The sequence below is a fragment of the Streptomyces sp. NPDC051662 genome (genome assembly GCF_040681655.1).
GTDB lineage: Bacteria > Actinomycetota > Actinomycetes > Streptomycetales > Streptomycetaceae > Streptomyces.
The window spans coordinates 48220-69599 of the sequence record NZ_JBFAZD010000042.1 but is presented as its reverse complement, the minus strand read 5'-3'; the positions used below and the strand labels follow the sequence as shown (position 1 = coordinate 69599).

At 67.9% G+C, this 21380-nt stretch carries 20 protein-coding genes and 3 pseudogenes; 13 read left to right on the top strand and 10 right to left on the bottom strand.

The window, feature by feature from the left end; genetic code table 11:
- Nucleotides 1-1234, bottom strand: a pseudogene (locus AB0M67_RS38975) (HAMP domain-containing protein); the annotation flags it as partial.
- A 781-nt stretch (nt 1235-2015) separates the two neighbouring features.
- Here AB0M67_RS38975 and AB0M67_RS38970 point away from each other — a divergent pair.
- A complete protein-coding gene (locus tag AB0M67_RS38970; RefSeq protein WP_365752640.1) occupies nt 2016-3464 on the top strand; it encodes an aldehyde dehydrogenase family protein in 1449 nt (482 codons plus the stop codon).
- Between the two features lie 132 nt (nt 3465-3596).
- Nucleotides 3597-4124, top strand: a complete 528-nt coding sequence (locus AB0M67_RS38965; RefSeq protein ID WP_365752638.1) for a DinB family protein — start codon at nt 3597-3599, stop codon at nt 4122-4124.
- A 159-nt stretch (nt 4125-4283) separates the two neighbouring features.
- Here the strand turns inward: AB0M67_RS38965 and AB0M67_RS38960 are convergent, their stop codons facing one another.
- Complete coding sequence (locus AB0M67_RS38960) at nt 4284-4919, bottom strand: epimerase (RefSeq protein ID WP_365752648.1); 636 nt, start codon at nt 4917-4919, stop codon at nt 4284-4286.
- Between the two features lie 206 nt (nt 4920-5125).
- Entirely contained in the window at nt 5126-5713 is a 588-nt protein-coding gene (locus AB0M67_RS38955) for a TetR family transcriptional regulator (protein ID WP_365752636.1), read from the bottom strand.
- Nucleotides 5714-5814: 101 nt separating this feature from the next.
- Between AB0M67_RS38955 and AB0M67_RS38950 the strand changes: the two genes are divergently transcribed.
- Nucleotides 5815-6798: an aldo/keto reductase gene (locus tag AB0M67_RS38950; RefSeq protein ID WP_365752634.1), complete on the top strand. Its 984-nt coding sequence runs from the start codon at nt 5815-5817 to the stop codon at nt 6796-6798.
- A gap of 472 nt (nt 6799-7270) precedes the next feature.
- Nucleotides 7271-7705: a VOC family protein gene (locus AB0M67_RS38945; protein WP_365752632.1), complete on the top strand. Its 435-nt coding sequence runs from the start codon at nt 7271-7273 to the stop codon at nt 7703-7705.
- Between the two features lie 66 nt (nt 7706-7771).
- Here the strand turns inward: AB0M67_RS38945 and AB0M67_RS38940 are convergent.
- Nucleotides 7772-8198: pseudogene (locus tag AB0M67_RS38940) on the bottom strand (transposase); the annotation flags it as partial.
- A 217-nt stretch (nt 8199-8415) separates the two neighbouring features.
- On the opposite strand from AB0M67_RS38940, the gene AB0M67_RS38935 reads away from it, so the two are divergent.
- A complete protein-coding gene (locus AB0M67_RS38935) occupies nt 8416-9045 on the top strand; it encodes a DUF4253 domain-containing protein (RefSeq protein ID WP_365752630.1) in 630 nt (209 codons plus the stop codon).
- Nucleotides 9046-9052: 7 nt separating this feature from the next.
- Here AB0M67_RS38935 and AB0M67_RS38930 read toward each other — a convergent pair whose 3' ends face one another.
- Nucleotides 9053-9865: an IS5 family transposase gene (locus AB0M67_RS38930; RefSeq protein ID WP_365752628.1), complete on the bottom strand. Its 813-nt coding sequence runs from the start codon at nt 9863-9865 to the stop codon at nt 9053-9055.
- Between the two features lie 553 nt (nt 9866-10418).
- Between AB0M67_RS38930 and AB0M67_RS38925 the strand changes: the two genes are divergently transcribed.
- Nucleotides 10419-11627 carry a cytochrome P450 gene (locus AB0M67_RS38925; RefSeq protein ID WP_365752626.1) on the top strand — a complete coding sequence of 403 codons (1209 nt, stop codon included), beginning with the start codon at nt 10419-10421 and terminating at the stop codon, nt 11625-11627.
- Between the two features lie 20 nt (nt 11628-11647).
- Here AB0M67_RS38925 and AB0M67_RS38920 read toward each other — a convergent pair whose 3' ends face one another.
- Entirely contained in the window at nt 11648-11800 is a 153-nt protein-coding gene (locus AB0M67_RS38920; RefSeq protein WP_365752625.1) for a hypothetical protein, read from the bottom strand.
- Between the two features lie 31 nt (nt 11801-11831).
- Here AB0M67_RS38920 and AB0M67_RS38915 point away from each other — a divergent pair.
- Nucleotides 11832-11921, top strand: a pseudogene (locus tag AB0M67_RS38915) (IS5/IS1182 family transposase); the annotation flags it as partial.
- Between the two features lie 228 nt (nt 11922-12149).
- Here the strand turns inward: AB0M67_RS38915 and AB0M67_RS38910 are convergent.
- Nucleotides 12150-12722: a TetR-like C-terminal domain-containing protein gene (locus AB0M67_RS38910; RefSeq protein WP_365752624.1), complete on the bottom strand. Its 573-nt coding sequence runs from the start codon at nt 12720-12722 to the stop codon at nt 12150-12152.
- 100 nt (nt 12723-12822) lie between these two features.
- Here AB0M67_RS38910 and AB0M67_RS38905 point away from each other — a divergent pair, with 100 nt between their 5' ends.
- Nucleotides 12823-14076, top strand: coding sequence for an MFS transporter (locus AB0M67_RS38905; RefSeq protein WP_365752622.1), 1254 nt, complete (start codon nt 12823-12825; stop codon nt 14074-14076).
- Between the two features lie 83 nt (nt 14077-14159).
- Complete coding sequence (locus AB0M67_RS38900) at nt 14160-14960, top strand: alpha/beta hydrolase (RefSeq protein WP_365752620.1); 801 nt, start codon at nt 14160-14162, stop codon at nt 14958-14960.
- A 438-nt stretch (nt 14961-15398) separates the two neighbouring features.
- Here the strand turns inward: AB0M67_RS38900 and AB0M67_RS38895 are convergent, their stop codons facing one another.
- Together AB0M67_RS38895 and AB0M67_RS38890 are read right to left on the bottom strand one after the other, a co-directional pair.
- The gene (locus AB0M67_RS38895; protein ID WP_240045510.1) at nt 15399-15554 is read right to left on the bottom strand and encodes a DUF6131 family protein; all 156 of its coding nucleotides are present in this window, start codon (nt 15552-15554) and stop codon (nt 15399-15401) included.
- A gap of 273 nt (nt 15555-15827) precedes the next feature.
- Nucleotides 15828-16229 carry a hypothetical protein gene (locus AB0M67_RS38890; protein WP_365752619.1) on the bottom strand — a complete coding sequence of 134 codons (402 nt, stop codon included), beginning with the start codon at nt 16227-16229 and terminating at the stop codon, nt 15828-15830.
- Between the two features lie 298 nt (nt 16230-16527).
- On the opposite strand from AB0M67_RS38890, the gene AB0M67_RS38885 reads away from it, so the two are divergent.
- From AB0M67_RS38885 to AB0M67_RS38875, 3 genes are read left to right on the top strand one after another with little or no spacing between them, the layout of a single operon-like run.
- A complete protein-coding gene (locus AB0M67_RS38885; protein WP_365752618.1) occupies nt 16528-16836 on the top strand; it encodes a chaplin family protein in 309 nt (102 codons plus the stop codon).
- Between the two features lie 21 nt (nt 16837-16857).
- Nucleotides 16858-18177 (top strand): hypothetical protein, encoded by a 1320-nt coding sequence (locus AB0M67_RS38880; protein ID WP_365752616.1) that lies wholly within the window; start codon nt 16858-16860, stop codon nt 18175-18177.
- Nucleotides 18159-19139, top strand: coding sequence for a hypothetical protein (locus AB0M67_RS38875; RefSeq protein WP_365752615.1), 981 nt, complete (start codon nt 18159-18161; stop codon nt 19137-19139). The genes AB0M67_RS38880 and AB0M67_RS38875 overlap by 19 nt, the downstream gene beginning before the upstream one ends.
- A 164-nt stretch (nt 19140-19303) precedes the next feature.
- On the opposite strand, the gene AB0M67_RS38870 is transcribed toward AB0M67_RS38875, so the two are convergent.
- Nucleotides 19304-20113, bottom strand: coding sequence for a DUF4232 domain-containing protein (locus AB0M67_RS38870; RefSeq protein WP_365752613.1), 810 nt, complete (start codon nt 20111-20113; stop codon nt 19304-19306).
- 378 nt (nt 20114-20491) lie between these two features.
- Between AB0M67_RS38870 and AB0M67_RS38865 the strand changes: the two genes are divergently transcribed.
- Nucleotides 20492-21256 carry a MerR family transcriptional regulator gene (locus tag AB0M67_RS38865; RefSeq protein WP_365752612.1) on the top strand — a complete coding sequence of 255 codons (765 nt, stop codon included), beginning with the start codon at nt 20492-20494 and terminating at the stop codon, nt 21254-21256.
- Nucleotides 21257-21380: the final 124 nt, after the last annotated feature.

Here is a 21380-nt window from a genome sequence, read left to right as displayed (position 1 = left end):
GCATCATCGGCGCGGACCAGACCAGCAGCAGAATGCCGCAACCCGCCAGCAGCGCACGGGTACCCACACGCCGCCCCCGCCGCCGCCCCGCCCCATCAGAGCCGGCAGCATCGCCGCCGGTCTCCCCTGGCGCACCGCCCAGCAACTGCAGCCGCAGCCGCTCCAACGCGTCCCCGATCCGCCGCGCCTCGCCGAACCGCGGCACGGTCACGGGCCGGGTGAGATCGCCGCGCGTGAGGCGACGGCTCTCCAGGAAGAGCCGGATCAGCGGACGCTGGACCGTACCGAGCAGCAACGCCACCGCGAGCCCGCCGATGACGATCAGCGCGGCGGCGGACCAGAGGCCGAACAACGGGTCGTTGGTCCGGCTGGTGTTCTCGGGAACGGTCACCATGGCGACCACGAAGAGGCCCAGTCCCGTGGCGTCGGTGGACTCGCCCGCCTCGGGCGCGGCGAGCGTCGCGTACCCGGCGACCGGACGCTCCCCGCCGATCAGCGTGGAGCCGGTCATGAATCCGCTGACCCCGGGGTAGCCGCCGGAGCCGGGTTCCCTGGTGGTGAGCGGGTTCTGCCCGGCTGTCGCGGCGGAGCGCTCCGCGAAGACACGGAGTTGCTCGCCGGTCTGCCCCACCTCCCCGTCGGGGATGTCCGAGTCGTCCTCCTCCTCGGGCGACTGCGGGCCGTCGCTGCTGAGGACCGTGCCGCCCGCGTCGACCACGGCGATCGCCCGGAACTTGCCGAGGCTGACCCCGGGAACGTTCAGACTGTTCGAGGTGACCAGCAACTGCTGCGGCCGGCCCTCCCACGACAGCAGGGCCAGGATGAGCAGCCGGGTCTCACCGTTCTCCAGCCGGATCAGCCGGGGGGCGAGGCCGTCCGCGTCGGAGAGTCTCTCCAGGTCGACGGCGAGGAGCGGTACGTTCTCACCGCGCGTGGCGAGCAGATCGCCGGACTTGATCTCGACGACGGCCGAGCCGCGCCACTTCTGGTAGACGCTCCCGAGCTTGTCGAGGACGGTGTCGGCGGAGACCGGGCCGGCCGCGTTGAACAGGGCAGCCGTCCGCTCAAGGTCGGTGATCGATTCGTCCAGTGAGGCGCGGAGCGCGATCGCGCCATCCTCGGCGAAGTGCTGCTGGGAGATCCGGACCGCCTCGGGGAGCGCCTCCGCGTCGCTCAGTCCCGGGGCGGTCCTGCCTAAGCCCAGGGCGGTGAGGCCGGACAGGACGAGGAGCAATGCCGTAAGGATCGCGATCGGTGGGCGGACGCCGCCCAGGAGTGGCATAGGGGCCCGTTCGTGGACCCTGTGCCACCGTTTCGCAGGCGAACTCGTCATGAGTACCTCCGTCAGTGTGGTGCGGCCCGCGCCGAGCGGACGCGGACCTGCGCGCGGACGTGCGGGAAGGCGAGAAGGCGGGAAGGGCGGAGGGACCCGGGACGACTGACCGGGGCCGCTCCACCGCCACACGATGGACGGCCACGATGTCGAATGGCCGTTTGCACAACGTATTTTGTACACCGTATGCAACGTTCTTTGAACGTAAAAACCGCCATCCTGGCGAGCTTGCCGGACGGTGGCTCGATAGCGGTGTCCGTGGTGATCGTCATCCCGGTCCGGGACCGGCCAAGCGCCCTCTGAGGACCTGCTGGGCCTGCGAGTTGCCGGCCCTGCCAGTGACCGAATTTCCGAGGTGTCCTGGACGAGCCGGGACTCGCACGAGCCACTTTCCGGCCGGTTCTCGCCGGAGGGGTCGACGGCTCTGGGCGATGTGCACCTGGAGTGCTGATGTGCACCTGGAGTGCTGGGGACAATCCTCACGGATGAGCGGAACCGCGGAATCACCGTTCCGTCTTCAGCCGGAACCCAGTGGGCGCGTCCTCCCCGTCAGCACGTGGCAACCTGTCGAATGCGCCGGACCGAAACGATCATTTCTGGCGATTCGTGAGTCTTGACAGTGAATTCTCGCCGAGTGGAGCATGAGCCTTCGTCAGTGGTCCAGGACAGCAAGGGGCGTCTCGTGAGCACCGTCAGTCCCATCCGCCATCAGTTGTTCGTCAATGGTCAGTACGTCGACGCGGCGGGCCCCGACACCTACGACGTGATCAGCCCCGCCACCGGAGAACTGGTCGGAACCATTCCGCTCCCCGCGCCGGCCGATGTCGATGCCGCGGTCGCCGCCGCGAACGCCGCCCAGCGGGCCTGGGCGGGCGTCAACGTCTGGAAGCGCGCGGAGATCTGTCACCGTGTCGGGGACGAACTCACCAAGCGCGTGGATGAACTGGCCCGGCTGCAGACCTTGGAGCAGGGCAAGCCACTCGCCGAGTCGGTCGCCGACATCGAGGAGGCCGCCCAGCTCTTCCATCTGCACGCGGAGGACGCCATACGCCTCCACGGCGAGACGTTCCCCTCGAACGACAGCCGCAAGCGGATGTGGACCTTCTACCGTCCGGTGGGCACATGGGCGATCATCACCCCCTGGAACTTCCCGCTGCTGATGCTCGCCGAGTTCGTCGCCCCCGGTCTGGCCACCGGCAACGCCCATGTCGTCAAGCCCCCGGCCAACACTCCACTGACAGTGCTGAAGGCGATGGAAGCCTTCGCCGCGGCCGGAGTTCCCGGCGGGCTGGTCAACATCCTTCCGGGCGAGGGTGCCACCGGTGACGCGCTCGTACGTCACGCCGGCACCGACGCGATCGGTTTCATCGGGTCCTCCGCCACTGGCGCGAAGATCCAGTCCGCGGCGGGTCTGAAACGCTCGGTCATGGAGTGCTCCGGCAACGGCCCCCTCGTCGTCCTCGCCGACGCCGACCTGGACGCGGCGGCCCAAGCCGCCGTCTACGGCGCGTACTTGTGCGCGGGGCAGGTGTGCTGTGCCACGGAGCGGGCGATCGTCCACAGAGATGTCCACGACGACTTCGTCGCGGCCGTCCTCCGCGCTGCCCAGGACGTCGTGCTCGGTGACCCTTTCGCCGACACCACCAACCTCGGTCCGGTCAACAACGAGGGTGTCGCGGCGAAGATGGACCGGCACATGGCCGACGCGCGTGAGCGAGGTGCCGAGATCCTGCTCGGCGGACACCGCCGCAAGGACGCGCCGACCGATCTCTACTACGAGTTCACCGTCGTCGACGCCGTTCCCGAGGACAGTCTCCTGTCCCGTGAGGAGTCCTTCGGGCCGGTCGTGCCGATCATTACCGGGATCGATGACGACGACCTCCTGCGCATCGCCAACAACGACAAGCTCGGCCTGCAGGGCGCGGTGTTCACCCAGAACATGACGGCCGCGTACCGCTTTGTCGAGGAGATGGCCGTCGGCCAGGTCGTTGTCAACGACTCCACCTGTTTCTGGGACATCAATATGCCCTTCGGCGGCGCAGGCGGCCGGTCCACCGGCTGGGGCCGGATCGGCGGAAAGCACACCCTGCTGGCCATGACAGATCTGCGGACCGGCGTCATCAACCTCTGACAGCACAGCACAGCACAGCATCGGCGGTACGGGGGCTTGGGGAGGGCGGAATCCTCCGGATCGTGGACATCGCCGTGTTCGTCGTCAGCGAAGGCCCACGAAGTCCGTGGCGGCGTGTGCCAGGGTCCTGGCATGACTTCGACACCGGGTGGACGCCCCATCCCGCCCCCACATGCCGGCGAGCGCGCCATGCTGGAATCGTGGCTCGACTTTCACCGTGCCACTCTCGCCCTGAAGTGCTCGGGCCTCAAAGACGATCAATTACGGCTGGCGTCGGCCGCGCCGTCGTCGATGACACTGCTGGGGCTCGTCCAGCACATGGCCGAGGTGGAACGCAACTGGTTCCAGCGTGTGTTCGCGGGCCAGGACGTGCACGCGATCTTCGGGGAGAGCAACGTCGACGGCTTTGCACTTGAGGATGGCCGAGGACTCGACGAGGTCATGGCGGTATGGCAGACGGAGATCGCTCAAGGGCGTCAGCTCATCGCTGCCGCCTCCCTGGACGACTCCGGTCGGCTGTCCGAGCAGGACGCCGACTATGTAGGGGACGCAGGGGTCTCGCTGCGCTGGATCATGGTCCACATGATCGAGGAGTACGCACGGCACAACGGCCATGCCGACCTGATCCGAGAGCGCATCGACGGTGTCGCCGGGGCGTGAGACGCGGTGAGGGTCAGCCTGTTGGGCTGACAGCACCATGGTCACGGTCGATCCCGGCGGCGAGGGTGTGGAGGCTGGGGGAGGCCGTCGTATCTGACGGCGTGGTCGGCAAGACACAGCCGGCCTGAGGTTTCGTCTCGACGCCTTGAGGGCTCGGCCCTATGCCCCGAGCTGCGTGATCTGCTGTGACCGCAGAATGCGCGGCCCGGCACCGTTCAGGCGGGCCACAGTGAGCATCGCGCGCCCGAGATGCTCGGTGCTGGTCACATACCGGGGCGTCAGACGGCGCAGAAGCGGATGGAGCCAGGACGTGAGCCGGTAGAAGAGCCGGTACCAGCGCGTACTGGAGGTTTCTCCGTGGACGGGCAGGATCCATGCGGGACGGAAGGCGTAGGCGTGCATGTCCATGGCCATCAGGGAATTCTCCGTCCGGCCCTTCACGCGGGCCCAGAACGCGCGCCCTCGTTCTGTGCTGTCGGTGCCTTCTCCTGATACGTAAACGAAGGTCAGCTGCGGGTTGCCGACGGCCACGGCCCGCGCGGCTTCCATGGTGTAGGTGTATGTGATCTTCTCGTACTCTGCCTTGCTGCGCCCCGCGGCGGATACTCCGAGGCAGTAGAAGCACGCGTCGGCCCCAGCCAGATCCGCCGCTATCGGGCCGAGGTCCGTGAAGTCCTGATGGATCACTTCACGAAGTCCGGGAGCGCTCCGGTCGAGTGGCCGTCGGGCGACGGCGATGACTTCAGTCACGCCCGGGTCTTCCAGGCATGCGCGGAGCACCCCTTGGCCGACCATGCCTGATGCCCCGAAGAGAATTACCTTCACGCTGAATCTCCTTCTTGATCCAAGCTTTGCCGGAGTGCCGATAGGTGTCGCATCGCCCCGTGGGCAGACTCACCGCACAGTCCGCGCCCGCACAAAGGCCCGAGCTGCCACGGTGTTGGCTCCGAGCAAGCCGCCCCGGTGGATGCCGGAACCGGTTGGCCGCGCTTCCCGGGCCGCTAAGGGCGCGTCGTCGTCGGTTCGCTGAGCAGACGGGCGGCCTCCACGACCGCCGCGCGGTGTTCTGCCAGCCGCTCCGGCGACCAGGACCGGCCGGTTCCGTCTGTGTCGCCGCCTTCGGCGGCCCAGAACCATGCCTGGGCGGCCGCGAGGACCATGGTCAGCAGATCTTCGGGGTCCATGTCCTGGGGGAGGGCGCCGCGCTGTTGCGCCTGGGCCACTTCGGCGGTCTTGTGCCGGAAGGCGTCCGGTTCGAGTCCGGTGGCGGACGGGCGTTCCAGGAGTCTCCAGAGTCGCAGGCGCATGAGGTCCGGCCGGGCGACGAGATGGTCGAAGATCGCTCCTGCGTATCCGGGCAGGTCATCGACGTCGAACGGTACCGACTCGGCGCCCGCGGTCATCGCCCGTCGCAGAACCTCGTCGAACAGCTGCTCCTTGTTGCCGAAGTAGGCGTAGATCAGCCGCTTGTTCGCCGCCGCCGCTTCGGCTATCCGGTCCACCCGAGCGCCGGCGATGCCGTAGGCGGCGAATTCGGTGAAGGCGGCGTCCAGCAGCCGGGCCTTGGTGGCAGTGGAGTCGCGTGGCATGCCGCCCACCCTAGCAAGTAACTATCTAGTTATTGACATCCGTCACAGGGGAGCCTAGGTTTGTATCTATCCAGTTAGTTACAGAGGGGAAACTGAACTCCATGGAACACCGCGCACTTGGCAGCCAGGGCCTGACCGTCAGCGTCCAGGGCTTGGGCTGCATGGGCATGAGCGTCTTCTACGGCGACGCCGATGAGACCGAGTCGCTGGCCACTATCGACCGCGCGCTGGAGCTCGGCGTCACCCTGCTGGATACCGCGGAGAGCTACGGCCCGTTCGTGAACGAGCGGCTTCTCGGCAAGGCGCTTGCGGGACGCCGGGAGGCGGCCGTCCTCGCCACCAAGACAGGTGTGGAGATCACCGACGACGGTCAGGCGGTCGGCCTGAACGGCCGGCCGGAGTACGTACGCCGGGCCCTTGAGCGTTCACTGCGGAACCTGGGCACCGATCACGTCGACCTGTACTACCTGCACCGCATCGACCCGAACGTGCCGATCGAGGAGACCGTCGGCACGCTGGCCGAGCTGGTGGCCGAGGGCAAGGTCCGGTACATCGGCGTGTGTGAGGCGTCCGCGCAGACGATCCGGCGGGCCCACGCCGTGCACCCGCTCACCGCGGTGCAGACGGAGTACTCGCTCTTCGAGCGCGGCATCGAGCACAACGGTGTGCTCGATGCCCTGCGGGAGTTGGGGATCGGCCTGGTCGCCTATTCTCCGCTGGGCCGTGGGTTCCTGTCCGGTGCCATCACCAGCCCCGACGACTTCGCCGAGGACGACTGGCGCCGCACCGACCCTCGCTTCCAGGGCAGGAACTTCGAGCGGAACCTCGATGTCGTCCGCGAGGTCCGCCGCATCGCCTCCGTCAACGACGTCACCCCCTCCCAACTGGCCCTGGCCTGGGTGCAGCAGCAGGGCGCGGTTGCCATCCCCGGTACCAAGCGCCGCCGCTACCTGGAGGAGAACATCGCCGCGACCGAGGTAACCCTCACCGACCAGGACATCGCCGCCGTCGAGGAGGTCGCCCCGCACGGCGTCGTCAGCGGCGACCGCTACGCACCCGAAATGATGGGAACACTCGACGGCTGAGCCCCGCCCAGCTCCCCACCAGAGCGCGTTGCGGTGCCAGAACATCCCCGTCCCGCATACAACATCAGACGGACCGGGCCTGCGGCCGTGACCGCCCTGTCGGATCCGCCGCTCGTCGCGTTGACGACGAGCGGCGGGCCGACTTCGACCACGACTGCGTCGACGCGCTCGGCGTCCCGCAGGCCGAGGCCGGCCTGACCGATGGTTGCCGGCTGCCGGTGAGTGGGCAGGGGTGAAGAAGACGTGTTTGCGACCCCCACCGCCAGCGGGCCAAGGAGGCCGACGACTTCGCCGAACTGGTCCTGAACTAGGCCGGGAAGCTGCAAGGTGTCAACGGCCTGAGGGTCAGCAGGGCGAGGGCCGCGGCCTCGCTGGGCACGGCCCTTGGGCGGCCAAGGACGCGACGGGTGACGGGCGGATCCGCCTGGGGAAATGAGCGGCGGGGTCCCCTCGTACGCGGTACGGTGCGCCGATGTCAGCGATCAAGAAGTTCCAAGTCACCTTTGACTGCGCAGAACCTGAGCGCCTCGCTCGCTTCTGGTGTGAAGTGTTGGGGTACGTCATACCGCCGCCACCGGAGGGGTTCACCACCTGGGACGATTTCAACCGCACCCTGCCTCCTGAGAAGCGGGGATCATGGTTCGCCTGCAGTGATCCCTCAGGCGTGGGCCCGCGCCTGTACTTCCAGCGCGTCCCCGAAGGCAAGATCGTTAAGAATCGGGTGCATCTCGACGTCAGGGCCGGCACCGGGCTCGTGGGGGACGAGCGCCTCGCCGCGCTCGAAGCAGAGTGTGCACGACTGGTCGCGCTCGGTGCTACCCACGTGCAAACGTTGTACGCCGATGGTGAAAACGAGTCGTGCATCCCGATGCTGGACATCGAGGGCAACGAGTTCTGTATCGACTGAACATTCTTCGAGCCGGGGAGGTGGGGAGCCACCTTCCTTGGGCCTCTCTGGTCTCGGTGTGAACGCGTCGCCTTTCGGACGGCAGTCACGAAGGATCTTCCATGCCTTCGTCCGGGCGAAGACGTGCTCGACGCGGGCCCGGACCTTGCGGTGGGAGGTGTTGTGCTCCTCTTTCCAAGCCGGCAGTTCGGTCTGGCCGCGTTCACGGCGGTGCCCGGAATGAGCAGGCCGGTGCCCCGATAGCCGCCGTCCGCGATGACCGTGGCCCGGCCGACGGCGGCCTACGCACCGGAAAGTTCCCACGCCCAACTCGTCGTCGCCGTCGGCCGGCCGCTGTCCGGCAACCGCAACGGCACCAGGGTGCCGTCCTCGATCAGCACGGCGTCCTTGCGGAACCTTCTGCGTTGCTGGAGCGTGAGGTGCGGCCCCAGGTGGTCGATGACACGGTCGGCGGCCGACTCGACACCCCGAACAGCGGGGCCAGTTGGCGCAGGCGACGCTGTGATCACACCAGACATCTCACCCGTGACCAGCAGTTACGGGACAGCCCTTAGGGCGGTCTTAAGACATCGTTTCTGATGGCTGTCAGAGGTGCCGCGTAGATTTCGGTTATGCCCGAGCCTTTAAGTGAAGATCTCAGACAGCTGCTGGACGACTTGCCACCTGGCAGGCTGATAGGGCCGTGTCATCATCCGCATCCGGTGGTATGGATGAGCGACGGCCCGGTCACAGACGCGGCTGACTGGTGGAAGCGGCTGTACGCGCGTCGTTGTGAGACCGGCCTGTACCCGCTGTTGCTTGAGTACCCCGACGACTCATGCGAGCCTGTGGGCGGTGGCTACGGGGCTAACGCCGATGCCAGCTCGTACTTCCGGAGCAAGTGGACGGACGACTCGTGGCCGCCTTTCAAGGAGTGGCCCGGTCTCGCGATGCCTGCCGCGGTGGTGACGGACGCTGACGTGTGCGCGGAAGAAGTGGCGACTGCTGTCGTCCGCGACGGCCGAGCCCGGTGTCTCGCACTCGTCCAGGTCGCGCGGGGCGCCGATGCACCCGCTGCCCTCAGCTGGCTGGGCATGACGAATCACATGACTGCGCAGGAACTGTCGGCAGTGCTGCGCTCCTGGGAGCACCGGTTTGGTGTCCGTGTCGTGGGGTTCGGACACGGAAGCCTGTATCTCTCGGTTGCCGCTCCGCCGACGGACGTCCACCAGGCCCGTGTCCTCACTGGGGAGCATTACCTCGCCTGCCCGGACGTCTTCTATGAGGACCCCGGCCTGGACTGGTCCACGTACCACGAGGAGCTTATGCGGCGTCGCGAGTGGCGGTTTTGGTGGGATTGAGAGTGGCCTATTTCTTGGCGAGGCGGCGGTGGCAGATGAGCGTGGCGGCGATGCCTGCGAAGGCGAGGAAGTGCTCGGGCTTGCGTTCGTAGCGGCGGTGTAGGCGTCGGCAGCCGGCCAGCCACGACACCGTTCTTTCCACGACCCAGCGGTGGCGGCCGAGCCGCTGCGAGGACTCGACGCCTCTCCGGGCGATGCGGTGGCGTATGTCGCGTCCACGGAGCCATCGCAGCAGGTGGTCGTGGTCGTAGCCTTTGTCCGCATGCAGCTTCGCCGGCCGCCTGCGGCGCGGCCCACGGCGGGAACGGATGGGCGGGATTCCACGGATGAGCGGTTCCAGCCCCTGACTGTTGTGCATGTTGGCGCCGGAGATACCCAGCGACAGCGGCAGTCCGTTCCGGTCGGTGACCAGATGGATTTTCGATCCCAACTTGCCACGGTCGGTCGAATTCGGTCCTGTCAGAAGCCCCCTTTTTGCCGCCCGGACACTGACGGAGTCGATCGCGCACCGCGACCAGTCCAGCTCGCCCCGGGCTCCGAGCTCGTCCAGGACCACGCGGTGGAGCCGGGCCCAGACCTGGTCCGCGCTCCACTGGGCGAACCGCCGGTAGACCGTCTGCCAGGCCGGCCCGAACACCGGCGGGAGCTGCCTCCACGTACAGCCCGAGGTGGCCACGAAGATGACCGCGGCCAGAACTTCACGATCGCCAGCCCGACGCTGGCCCCTGCCCTGCGGATGCCTCACCACTGTGGGCGGCACCACCCGCCGGAACAACACCCACAACTCATCCGGCACCAACCGCTCAACCAGATCCGTCATGCACAGCCCAACGGACGGTCACGCCATAAGAAACGACGTCTTAGGGCGGTCTTAAGACGGTGGGTGAGTGATGCCGCGCTCGCGTAACCATTTCCGCAGGTGGGAGTAGTCGTAGCCCTTGGCAGCCGCCGGGGTTGGCCATCCGTGTTCCGACCTCGGTGGCCGGATTTGGGCCAAGCTGCCGAAGCGCACCCGGCTGCCTCCGTGAGCCGACGGCCTGGCACAGAACGCCGCGCGGACCGCCCCCCCGTGCCAGAGGATGCTGACACGCCGTCAACGAACATTTCGTCGGTCATTCATAAACATGCGACGGCAGCGAGTAGCACGAAGGGGTGATTTCCGTATCGCAGCGCCTCATACGATTCATTGCGGCAGCAGAATAGACCATGAGGTTGTTTGCATTGCACAGCAAGAGCACCGATGCGCACTGGCAGGAAGGTTGAGCAGCAATCACGAGCCATACGAATAGGATGACCATCATGGTAAAGACTGCCGGATAGTCATCTCTACGCCATGGCTGGACAGATGTCCCTCACATGCGAAAAGGACGTACGTGAACGGCGCCGCAATCTTCGAACAGCTTGTCACCTCGCAGGGACGGAAAGACCCCTATCCGATCTACGCCGAGGCTCAGAAATCGGGAACCGTGTTACCTCTCGGAGCCGGGATGGTAATGGCAGTCGGCTACGACGCCGTGAGTGCCGTGCTTCGAAATCCCGCAGCCCATGCTGTCAACTCCAGGACAGTGCAGGATCCTGAGTACGTCAAGCATTCCGCAAATCTTCTGCTCAGCTCATCAATTATCCAGTCAGAAGGCGTCGTGCATGACTTTATGCGTACGGCCGCCGCTTCCGCGTTCACCGCGGTACGACTGAAGAAACTGCGCCTGCTGATCACGTCGTACACAGAACGATTGCTTGACGAGATGGCAGAACAGGGCAAAGGTGGCGCACCTGTCGATTTCGTAGCATCGTTCGCCGCCCGACTGCCGATCATGGTGATCTCTCACATCATGGGAATCCCAAAAGAGGACGCGAAGCATCTCTCCAGGATGGTGCACGACTCACTTGCCAGTTGGGAGATCATCCCGCTGAAAGAGCACATCCACACCGCGGATAAAGCGGCCGACCAGTTGCTCGACTACGTTCAGAATCTGATTGTCGAGCGCCGCACACAGCCGAGTGAGGACCTTACGAGCAGGCTCGTCGCGGCATTCGACGCGGATGGCCGTTTCCCCGAAGACGTCCTCCGCTCCAATATTGCCTTGCTGTTGACAGCGGGAAGCCTGACCACGATCGACATGCTTGGCAACATGATGCCCCAACTGCTCTCATCTCCCGACATTTTCGAGAAACTACGTAACGGCCAAATCCAGGCAGCGCCAGTTGTCGAAGAAGCGGCACGTTTCGATTCCTCGGTACAGATCACCGTGCGAACCCTGAGAACCGAAACCCGAGTACCGAAATACGACCCGTTGCCGGCGGGCACCCAGGTCCTCGCGGTGATCGGAGCCGCCAACCGGGACCCCGCGCGATACTCGGAACCGCACCGGTTCGACCCATTCCGCAAGAAGCGTCCACTATTGACATTCGGTGCGGGTGCACACTTCTGTCTCGGAGCCCAACTGGCCAGAATCGAAGGCGCCATTGCACTGGATGCCATCGTCAGGCGTTTCCCGCACATGGCTCTGGCCGGAGAACCGGTAGGATCCGGCCGACTGGTTCTACGCGGCCATCAATTCCTCCCCGTCGCTGTGGCATAACGACCAACTGCGACGTCACCTCATTCGATGAAACCCCGGACGGCGATCACCTCGGTGCGGTCCAGCTGACTCCGCAGTTGCGACGCGCCGACGAACTCCGCCGACAGGATGTTCTCAAGCACGGCGCGCTCGTCGGCGTTCAGCGGGCGCGGGTCGATGGGAAGACGAGCCATGCACTCATTCTGAGGTGGCGGGGGCAGACGGGGGCCGAATCCGGTCGACCGAGGCAAAGCGGGCAGCAAGCTGCATGCTCTGACCGACGCACAGGGGCTGCCCGTGGTCGTCGTCGTTGCAGACCTCCCGCTTCACGTCCCTGATGGCCATCTTCAACAGCACGGCGGCACGGACGTCGTGACCACAGCGCATCCATGCTGCCCGGGCCACCGGCTATGGGCCGCCTCCGGCGTTCCGGTCCGGGCGCGGCAACTCGGCCCGCAGGGCGCGCGGTTGGGCATCTGTGCGCAGGTCATGCCCTCGGCCTGGCTGTGCCCGTCGGACTCGCCGCAGTTGTACGCGGCCTCGTCAGCCCGGCAGCAAGCGTGACACAAGGGTGCGCGTCCACTCGGGGGTGAGGGGCAGGTCGGTGAATACGGCCCGGTAGTAGAGGGGGGCCAGGACGGCGTCCGTGGCGTGTTCGAGGGTCGGGGGCTGTTCGCCCCGGGCCTGTTCGCGTTCGAGGATGGCTTCGAGCTGCCGCTGGCGTTCTCCGCGGCATGCGGCGGCGCCTTGTTCTCCGCCCGTGCCGATGGTGGCGCGGACCAGGGCGAGGGTGTCCGGGTCGCTGAGGTCCTTGGCGAGGTCGTGCGCGTAGCGTTCCAGGTCGCCGCGGAGGCTGCCGGTGTCGGGGACCACGATGTCGCCGGAGAAGCGGCTGGTCGCGACGTCGGCGAGCAGTTCGGCGACGGTGCCCCAGCGGCGGTAGACCGTGGTGGCGTGCACGCCCGCGCGAGCGGCGATGACGGGGATCGTCGGTGGTTCGCCCGCCTCATCGGCGACCAGTTCCTTCACGGCCCGGTGGACGGCCGCGCGGACTCGGGCGGAGCGGCCCCCTGGCCGGCTCGCGGCCCCTGGGGCGGGGGAAACGGTAGTGGACACCCGGCCATTATCGCATTGATCGCTGCACCAGGAATAAAGCAGCGATCTATGCGTTAGTGTGGGCGTGAAGCCGCTAACGCACAGATCACTGCGAGATTCTATGTCTACTGACTCTGTTGTATCCGCCGTATCGTCCGACGAGGGCACACACCGCCTGCCGCGCGGGGCCGCCTTCCCCGGTGCGGCCGCCGTCTTCGTCGTCTTCCTGGCCGCCTCCAGCGTGCCGTCCCCGCTCTACCCGGTCTACCAGCAGCAATGGCACTTCTCGGCGTGGGTGCTGACCCTCGTCTTCGCCCTGTACGTGGTCGGCCTGCTGGGCTCGCTGCTCTTCGTCGGGGCGCTGTCGGACCACCTGGGCCGCCGGCCGGTGCTGGCAGCGGCGATCGCGCTGGAGATGGTCGCGCTCGTGCTGTTCCTCACCGCCGGGAACGTGGTCGTCCTGGCCGCCGCAAGGGTGCTGCAGGGCATCGCCACCGGGGCGGCGACGACCACCCTGAGCGCCACCCTCGTCGACCTCGAACCGCCGCACGCCCGTGGGCGCGCGGGCGTCGTCACCTCCGTGGCCCCCCTGACCGGGCTCGCCCTCGGCGCTCTGGGCTCCGGTGTGCTGGTGGAGTTCGGCCCCGCCCCGACCCGGCTGGTCTACGCCCTGCTGCTCGGCGCCATGGTCCTGGCGGCGGCGCTCACCGCTCTCATACCGGAGACCTCCCCGCGCCGGCCCGGAGCCGTCGCCTCCCTGCGCCCACGGGCGGCGCTGCCCGCGCACCTGCGCGCGGACATCATCCCGGTCGTCCCGGCGATGATCGCCGGTTGGGCGCTGGCCGGGCTGTTCCTCTCCCTCGGCCCGTCCGTGGCGACCGGGTTGCTGGGACTGCACAGCCGGCTGGCCGGCGGCATCGTCGTGACGCTGCTGGCGGGCACCGGGGCGCTCACCGTCGCCGTACTCCGCTCCCGCCCCGCGTCCTCGCTGCTGGCCCCCTCGTCCGCCCTGCTCGGACTCGGCGTCCTCACCGCGCTCGCCGGCATCACGGCGGACCTCCTCTGGCTCGCCGCCGCCGGCACCGTTGTCGCGGGCATCGGCTTCGGCGCCTCAGCCCTGGCGACGTTCGGCACCTTTGCCCGGATCGCCAGGCCACACGAGCGCAGCGCGGTCTTCGCCTCCGCGAACATCATCAACTACCTCGGCAACAGCGTGCCCGCCGTACTCGGCGGGATCGCCGTCACCACCCTGGGACTGCGGACCGCCACCGAGATCTACGCCCTGGCAATCACGGCGATCGTCGCCACCGCCTTCCTCCTGCGCCTGAACCAGCTACGAGCGGCGCGCCGCCCCGCCCCGGCTACGGGCGAGTGAGGCACCCGCCCGCAACGACCGCCGCACCCCTCCCCACCGAAGACCGACACGGAACCACACGTGCGAAAGAAGGAAACACCGTGATGACCGCAGACAGCGGAACCAGCGAGAGTCTTGTCGCCCATCGCTCGGACCACACAACGATCCGCTATACGGCCGTGGGCCCGGCTGACGGGCCGGCCCTGGTCCTCATCCACGGCTGGGCATGCGACCACGGCGACTTCGACACGGTTATCGGCCATCTGCCCGACGGCTACCGGGTCCTCGCGGTCGACCTCGCCGAGCACGGCGAGTCCCGGTCGACGCGAGAGGCGTGGACCATGGAGGAATTCGCCCGCGACGTGGCCGCCGTACTGGAGGCCGAGGCGGTGACCACGGCCGTCGTGGCCGGCCACTCCCTCGGCTCGGCGGTCGCCGTCGAAGTCGGCCGACTGCTCCCCGACACCGTCTCGCACGTGATCGCGCTCGACGGGCTGCACTACCTTTCCCTGTTCCCGGCACAGAGCGAGGAACAGGCCGACACCCTGCTGAGCGTGTTCCGCGACGACTTCGCCACAGCGGTGCGCGGCCTCGTCGAAGGAGGATCGCCGGCCGGGACCGACCCGGCCCTCAAGGACGCCTACTTCGAAAAGATGTCCGCGGTGCGACAGCCCGCGGGCCTGCGCGCCATCGAGGGCCTGGTGCACTGGGACATGGACGCGGCGCTGCGCGAGACCGGGCAGCCGATCACCGTGTTCGCCATTCGCGACCTGGTGACACAGGAGGCGATCGACCGCTACGGCGACCGCTTCGACATCGTGCTCGTCGACCTGGGCAGCCACCACTTCCCCGTGGAGGCACCCGAAGCCACGGCGAAGCTTCTGGCCGATGTGATGAGGAGCTGACGAGGCACGGCGGTCCGGCTAGCCCCGACGTGAGGAGGAGGGTTCATGAGCTCGCCGCAGGGCAGCCGGGCCGCTCCTGGGGGTCCTCCCGCCGACAGCCCGCCGTCGCGCGGCGGTGTACCGCCCCAGCCCGGTGCGGCCGGATCCGATTCGCTTCATGTCCGCGGGGAGGACGGCTGTGACACTCCGGCCCATCGCCACGTCGACGTCGTACACCGCCGACCGGACCTGGCTCGCGGCACTGCACGGCACCGACTTCACCCGAGACCATCACGCTCGACCGGAGCAGGAGGAGACGCAGCTCTTCGGCTTCACCCCGCCGCCCGAGCCTGAGACCGAGCCCGAGTGGGAGACCGAACCTGCGGGTTACCGTGCGTTGCACGCTCACGGCAGAGCAACACGGGCACCTGTATACGAAGCATGGGCGGCAGTCTGCCGTCACCAGTAATGCCGCCGACCTCCGACCGCATGCCCCAGCGCTCCGAGTGCCCAGAGCACGATCCCGATCGCGGCCAGAATGATGCCGATCGTCCACAGAACGTGGATGCCCACTACGAAACCGATGATCAGCAGGATGACTCCGACGATGATCATGGTGCCTCCGATCATGGAGTCCCCCCATGTCAGAGATCCCCGAACAGCCCCCTGGATAAACCGGCGATTGATCGCCTCGCAGTGTGCCATCGCCGCCGCGCAAGCGCGGCGCGGCGGCATGTCTACGGCGGGCCAGCCACTCAGTCCGCCTGGCGCCGGGGCGTTGGACTGGTCACCTTGCCCGGTGAGCCAGGCGTCGCGTGGTGGTACGCGGTCGGCGCGCAGCATGAACGCGCAGCATGAACCGGTTCGTCTGCCGTGTGATCACTACAGCTAGTGCCCGTGCCTGGGGAGATGGAAGCGGTGTGGCCGACGGGACGTTGGCGCGGAGCTCTGCGTGGTGCCCCTGCCTGAGTAGTCCGAGGGCCGCTCAGTACTGGCGTCGTTGAGCTGGCCTCTGAGCTCATCACGCTCGGCAACCGCGTGGCGCGCTGCCCGGCGCTTCCGGCTTCGGCGTGCCATGAGGGCCGCGCCGCCCAGCATGAGCCAGAGCCCGAGGCCGAAGATCAGGGCCAGGGCGATCCCACCCAGAAAGGCGCCCAGTGTGTTGATCGTGAATGGCTGACTGCCGAATAGCGTCACGGCGTAGTGGGCTCCGCCGGAGAGGTTGAAGGCGATAAGGAGTGCTGTAAAGGCGGCGGTGGCCGCCATCAGCAGAATCCCAATGATCAGCATGGTTGCTCCTCACAGCACTGGTCCCGAAAGTGCCGGCCCCTGGGAGGTCCGGGGCCCGGTTGGGCTCGGGCAGACGTCTCAACGTGCCCCTGCTGTTCCACCTTCCTCCGGTCCCGGACCGGTTGCATCCGGGGAAGTTCCCGGAGGGCGGTGACCACCGGCACAACGATGAACGGGAGGGCTCACTGGATGCGGGATCAACTTCAATCCGGGCGTGAACTGAGCAGGTGTCGGCTGCGGCCGCGCGCTGCTGCGAGGACGGAGCGCCGTGAATACGCGATTGACCGAAGAGTGTTCGGTGACCGAGGGCGTGGGGGACGGAAATGGCGGCGCTCGCCGCGTGGGACGGCGGGCGGCCGCGGTGGGAGCGGTACTGGGGGCCGCGTTGGTGCCGGCCGGGGCGGCGCACGCCAGCGTGATCGGCATCGGGAACGCGACGTTCGGCAATATGTGCGCCAACCAGGGGGGCGCTCACACGGCCGGTGGCACGGTGGCAGGGAGCGGTGCGGTGAGTGGAAATCACGTCGCTCTTCCGCTCGATCTGCCGCGAATCCAGTGCGGTAGCAGCGGCATCATCTGCACTGTTCTGATCAGGGCAATCGTCTGACGCTGGACCGGATGAGCAGGGGTGATCGTGGTGCGTTCGGTGGAGGGGGCGTCGGTGCGGGACGTTCCGGTGCGGGAATTGGCGGCGCTCAGCGGGCGCGCGGTGCCATCGCTGCGGCAGTGGGTGGCCGAACGCCCTCGGCTCGGTATCGCGCGGGCGCTCCTGGTGCTGGCCACCGGCGACGCGCTGAGCGACGCGGACCTGCGGAACGAACTGACGGTCGCGTACCAGGACGCGCGGAGTGCCGGCGCACGGTCGATGAGTGTGGTGTACGGCGTGTTTCTCCACACCCATCGCCAGTACCGGATGACAGCCGATCACCTGCTCACGCACTTCGCGCGATGGCCCGGTGACGCGGTGGCCGGACTGATGCTCGACGCCTTTCACGCCTGCGGCGAGGCCGGCTACCCGGCGCGGGGCGATGCGCTGGCGGAAGAGCAGTACGTACTGTCGGGCCCCGAGTGCTGGACATGGACGGGCCGACTGGCCTGGGTGCGGGCGGAGCAGGGCCGAGTCGAGGAAGCCCATGAACTGGCCGACCGGGCGCTGGCCCTGTTCCCGCGCTCGGGGCTCGCGGCCCATGCCCGTGCCCGTGCCCACGCCGAACACGAACTGGGCGCGGGCCCCGCCTCCACCGCCTCCACCGCCTTCCTCGACGCGTGGCTGGCGGCCGACCCGCGCGCTGTGCAGTTCAAGCACCTCAACTGGCATGCCGCGCTGCAGTCGCTGGCCTGCGGGGATTTCACGGACGCGCGCCGTCGGGCGGACGAGGTGCTCGGCCGCGCGGATGTGGGCATGCGTTCGGCGACGAACTGGCGACTGCTGCTGGCCGGGCAGACACCGGCAGGCCGCTGCGACCTGGCGCACGTCAGGGAGTTGCTGGCGGCTGCGGGCGGGATGGCCGAGGTCTTCCATACGTTCAATCTCGCCCTGGCGCTGGCGGTCGAGGCGGCCACCGACGATCTGCGAGCCCTGGCCCACCGGGCCGCGCGCGACGAACGGCCGGACTACCGGTACGTACTGGCCCCGGTTGTCCAGGCGCTGGCCGAGATCACCGCCGGCCGGACCGCGGCGGCGGTGGATCTCCTGACCGGCGTGGGCGCGCGGACGGAGCGGCTCGGCGGTGTCCGGGTGGAGCGCGAGATCGTTCAGGACACCCTCGCCCGCGCCCTGGTCGACACGGGCGAACACGCCCGCGCGGCCGCGCTCCTGCACCCGCGTACCCGCACGAGGGCCCACCACACCTACGAGGACCTCCTGCTCGCCCCAAGGCACTCACGTTCGCCTGAGACTTCCGCCCTCGCCCCTCCCGGAGATGTTCCATGGCCGCGCCCCAGCTGATCGTCGTCTCGCCGCGTGGCAGTGGTACTCCGCTGCTGACGGAGATCACGACCGCTCTCGGCTACTCCTCCTACGGCACGATGAGCGATGCCCGGCCCATCTTCGATGAGTGGCGCGGGCCCGGTCCCGGCGAGGTCTACTCCCTGCTGACGGCCGCCTTCGGCCAGGACCGGGCCGTACAGCTGCTGCGCAGACGGGACGGAGAGCGGGACGAGCTGAACTCGGCGTTCCAGGAAGCGGTCAGCGCCGTGTGGCGGGTGTGGTGGACGCGCCTGGGCCAGCCGGTCACCCTCGCCTCACCTGTGGATCCCGCACTCGAAGGACGGTTGGCCCGGGTGCCGGACGGCGAACTGCACCGTCTTCTGCCGGGCCGGGGCTGCTGGTACGTCTCCGGCCTCGACCTCCAGCGGGCCGAGGCCGGCTTTCTGCGCGCCTGGCACGCGAACAGGCAGCCGCCGGTCATCTTTCATCACCGCGACGTACGCGACCGGATCATCAGCCAGATCCAGTTGCTCTCCGGACCCGTGGAGCGCGTCGGATCCCTGCCCGACCACCTCATCTACCGGGACATCGTCAGCGCCCTGCCCACCATGGACGCCAGAATCACCCTCGCCCTGACCGACCCAGCCTTCCCCGGCATGGAGGAGGCCCGTCGCTGCCAATGGCTGGCGCGGCACCCGGCGGTGACCGTGATCGCCCACGAGGAACTCGCAGGGCCTGCCCATGGAGGCACCACCGAAGCCCGCGAAGAGGCCGTGGCCCGCCTGCTGCACGCCACGGGGTACCCCGCCCGCCCCGTGGAGCTGCCCTCCCCGATGCCCTCCCCGCGCGCGGGCGACGGCGACGACCTGGAGGTAGGGGGTTGGCGCCGGCACTTCACCCCGGCCCACGAACGGATCCTCTCCCGGCTCCACAGCGATCTTCTGCTCAGGCCAAGTGCCCTGCCTGCCGACCAGGGTTGACCGACGCGCCGAGCGGGCGTACCCAGTCGGTCGGCCGTGACGCGTCGCTGATCAACTGCGACCGTATCTACCTACCTGAGCTTGTGACGCAGGGGAAGCTCCGGTGGGGCGTCGGCCTGCTGGAGTGCGCCCGGCGGCTGAACCCGGCGGGGAAGCCTGACCGGTCAACCGGCGACTCCGAAGGGGGTGATCTCGATCTTTCCCTCACACGGGTAGACGTTCGGGAAGGGGGCCAGGGTCAGTGCCCGGGAGTCGCCCGGCACCCGGATATCCGCACCGTAGGGAGACCATTCGAAGGGAGTGCCGACGCAGGTGTGCATACCGCCCCCTTCCCAGACCAGTGTGAACGAGGTTGTGTCGCCCGGGGCGAGGAGGACGTCGGGAAGCGCATCCACGGAAGACCGGGTGATCGAGAAGGAGCGGGGCCCTGACGTGCTCAGTGGCTTGCCGCAGGCGGGCGAGGGATCGCCTGCGGCGCACCCCTGGATGGTGGCGTCACCAAAGAACGTGATGCCGGGCCAGCCTCGAAGCCGGCACGTGGCGGCGGACTTGTTGCGCAACAGGATCGGGGTGGCGAACCAGCCCGGCTGACCGCTCGATGGCAGGCCGCTACGTCCCTCCGATGTCGTCAGATCGTTGGCCGCGCATGCAGGCGCGGGGTCCTGATCGGGCGCTGCTGTGCGGGCCGTCGGGTTCGTGGGTGCCGCCTCTTTGCGGGGTGTCGCTTTCTCGCGTGGCGTCGCTTGCCTGCTCGGGACGGCTGGACTGGCCGACCGCGAGGTGGGCTTGCCTTCTGCGGAAATCGATGGCTCGGTGGTGTCGGGGCGAGCGGTCGCGTAGGTGGTCGGGACCTCCGAGACGGTCGGGCGTACGGCACCACCACAGGCAGCGGTTGCGGTCACCAGGAGTCCGACCGCCAGAAAACGTCCCCCACCACGCGTCATCATGACGGGAAAGATATCCGCCTTCGTCACCGCCGCCGGAGTGTGATGTGAGGTCGGCATGATCTGTTTGTCCGCCGTTCACCATTACCACCTGACCGGCCCGTACCAACTGAAATCTGCTCGGCAGCACACGGCAGCACACGGCAGCACACTGCGGAGTGGCCCCATGACCACCCCGCGGCCGGAGAGAGCCTCTGATGCCACGCCAGATCAACTACCGGTGGCGCCTGGGCGAGTTGATGGCCGCCCGCGGCACGTTCACCGTCACCGAGCCGATGCCCCACCTGTCCGACGGGTCAGGCCCTGGTGCCTGTTCAACAGGGCTTTGGGCTTGCGCTTTCCGTTGCGGCAACTTCTACGGTCGTTTGTGTGGCCGGAGAGACCGGCCCGGCGAGGGAGGCACCGGCAATGGCCTGGTCGATCGCGGAGGTGGCGCGGATGTCCAAGGTGACATCGCGGACGCTGCGGCATTACGACGAGATCGGCCTGCTGCCGCCCGCATGGATCGGGAGCAACGGGCACCGCTACTACGAGGAGGCCGATCTGCTGCGGTTGCAGCAGATCCTGCTGATGCGGGAGTTGGACCTGGGGCTGCGCGAGATCCAGGCGGTCCTGGACAGCCGGCTCGACCAGGTGGCCGTGCTCCGTGAGCACCACCAAAGGCTGCTCGCGGAACGGGACCGGCTGGAGACGCTGGCCCGTACGGTCGGCCGCACCATCGCCGAACTGGAAGAAGGTAAGGACAAGGGCCATATGACGAAGATCAACAAGCCGGAAAACCTGTTCGAGGGGTTCCAGCCCCCCTCCGAGGCCGAGGCCGAGGTACGGGAGCGGTGGCCGCAGGCGTGGGAGCAGTCCCGGCAGGCCGTCGAGGCGATGACCTCCGAGGACACGGAGCGCTGGCAGCGTGAGGTGACGGCGCAGATGATCCGTATGGCGGAGTTCATGGTGGCTGGCACGCCGGTATCCGACCCTGCGGTACAGGCCGAGGTGGACGCCAACTACCAGGGCATCTGCCGGTTCTGGACCCCGACCGCGGTCGCGTACAAGGGAGTGGGCCAGACCTATGTCGACGACCCGCAGATGCGGGCCAACTTCGACAGGATCGCCGACGGTCTCGCCGTCTACCAGCGCGATGCGATGACCGTGTATGCCAATGCCCGGCTGAGCTGACCGCACGCGCCTAAGGGCTGTTCGGCGGGTCATGGGCGCAGCCAGAGGCGAATGGCGCCAGGCAGCGCTGGGGCGTGGCGATCGATGTCCGTGGAGCTCGCGCTGATCACTGAGCACGTGCCCC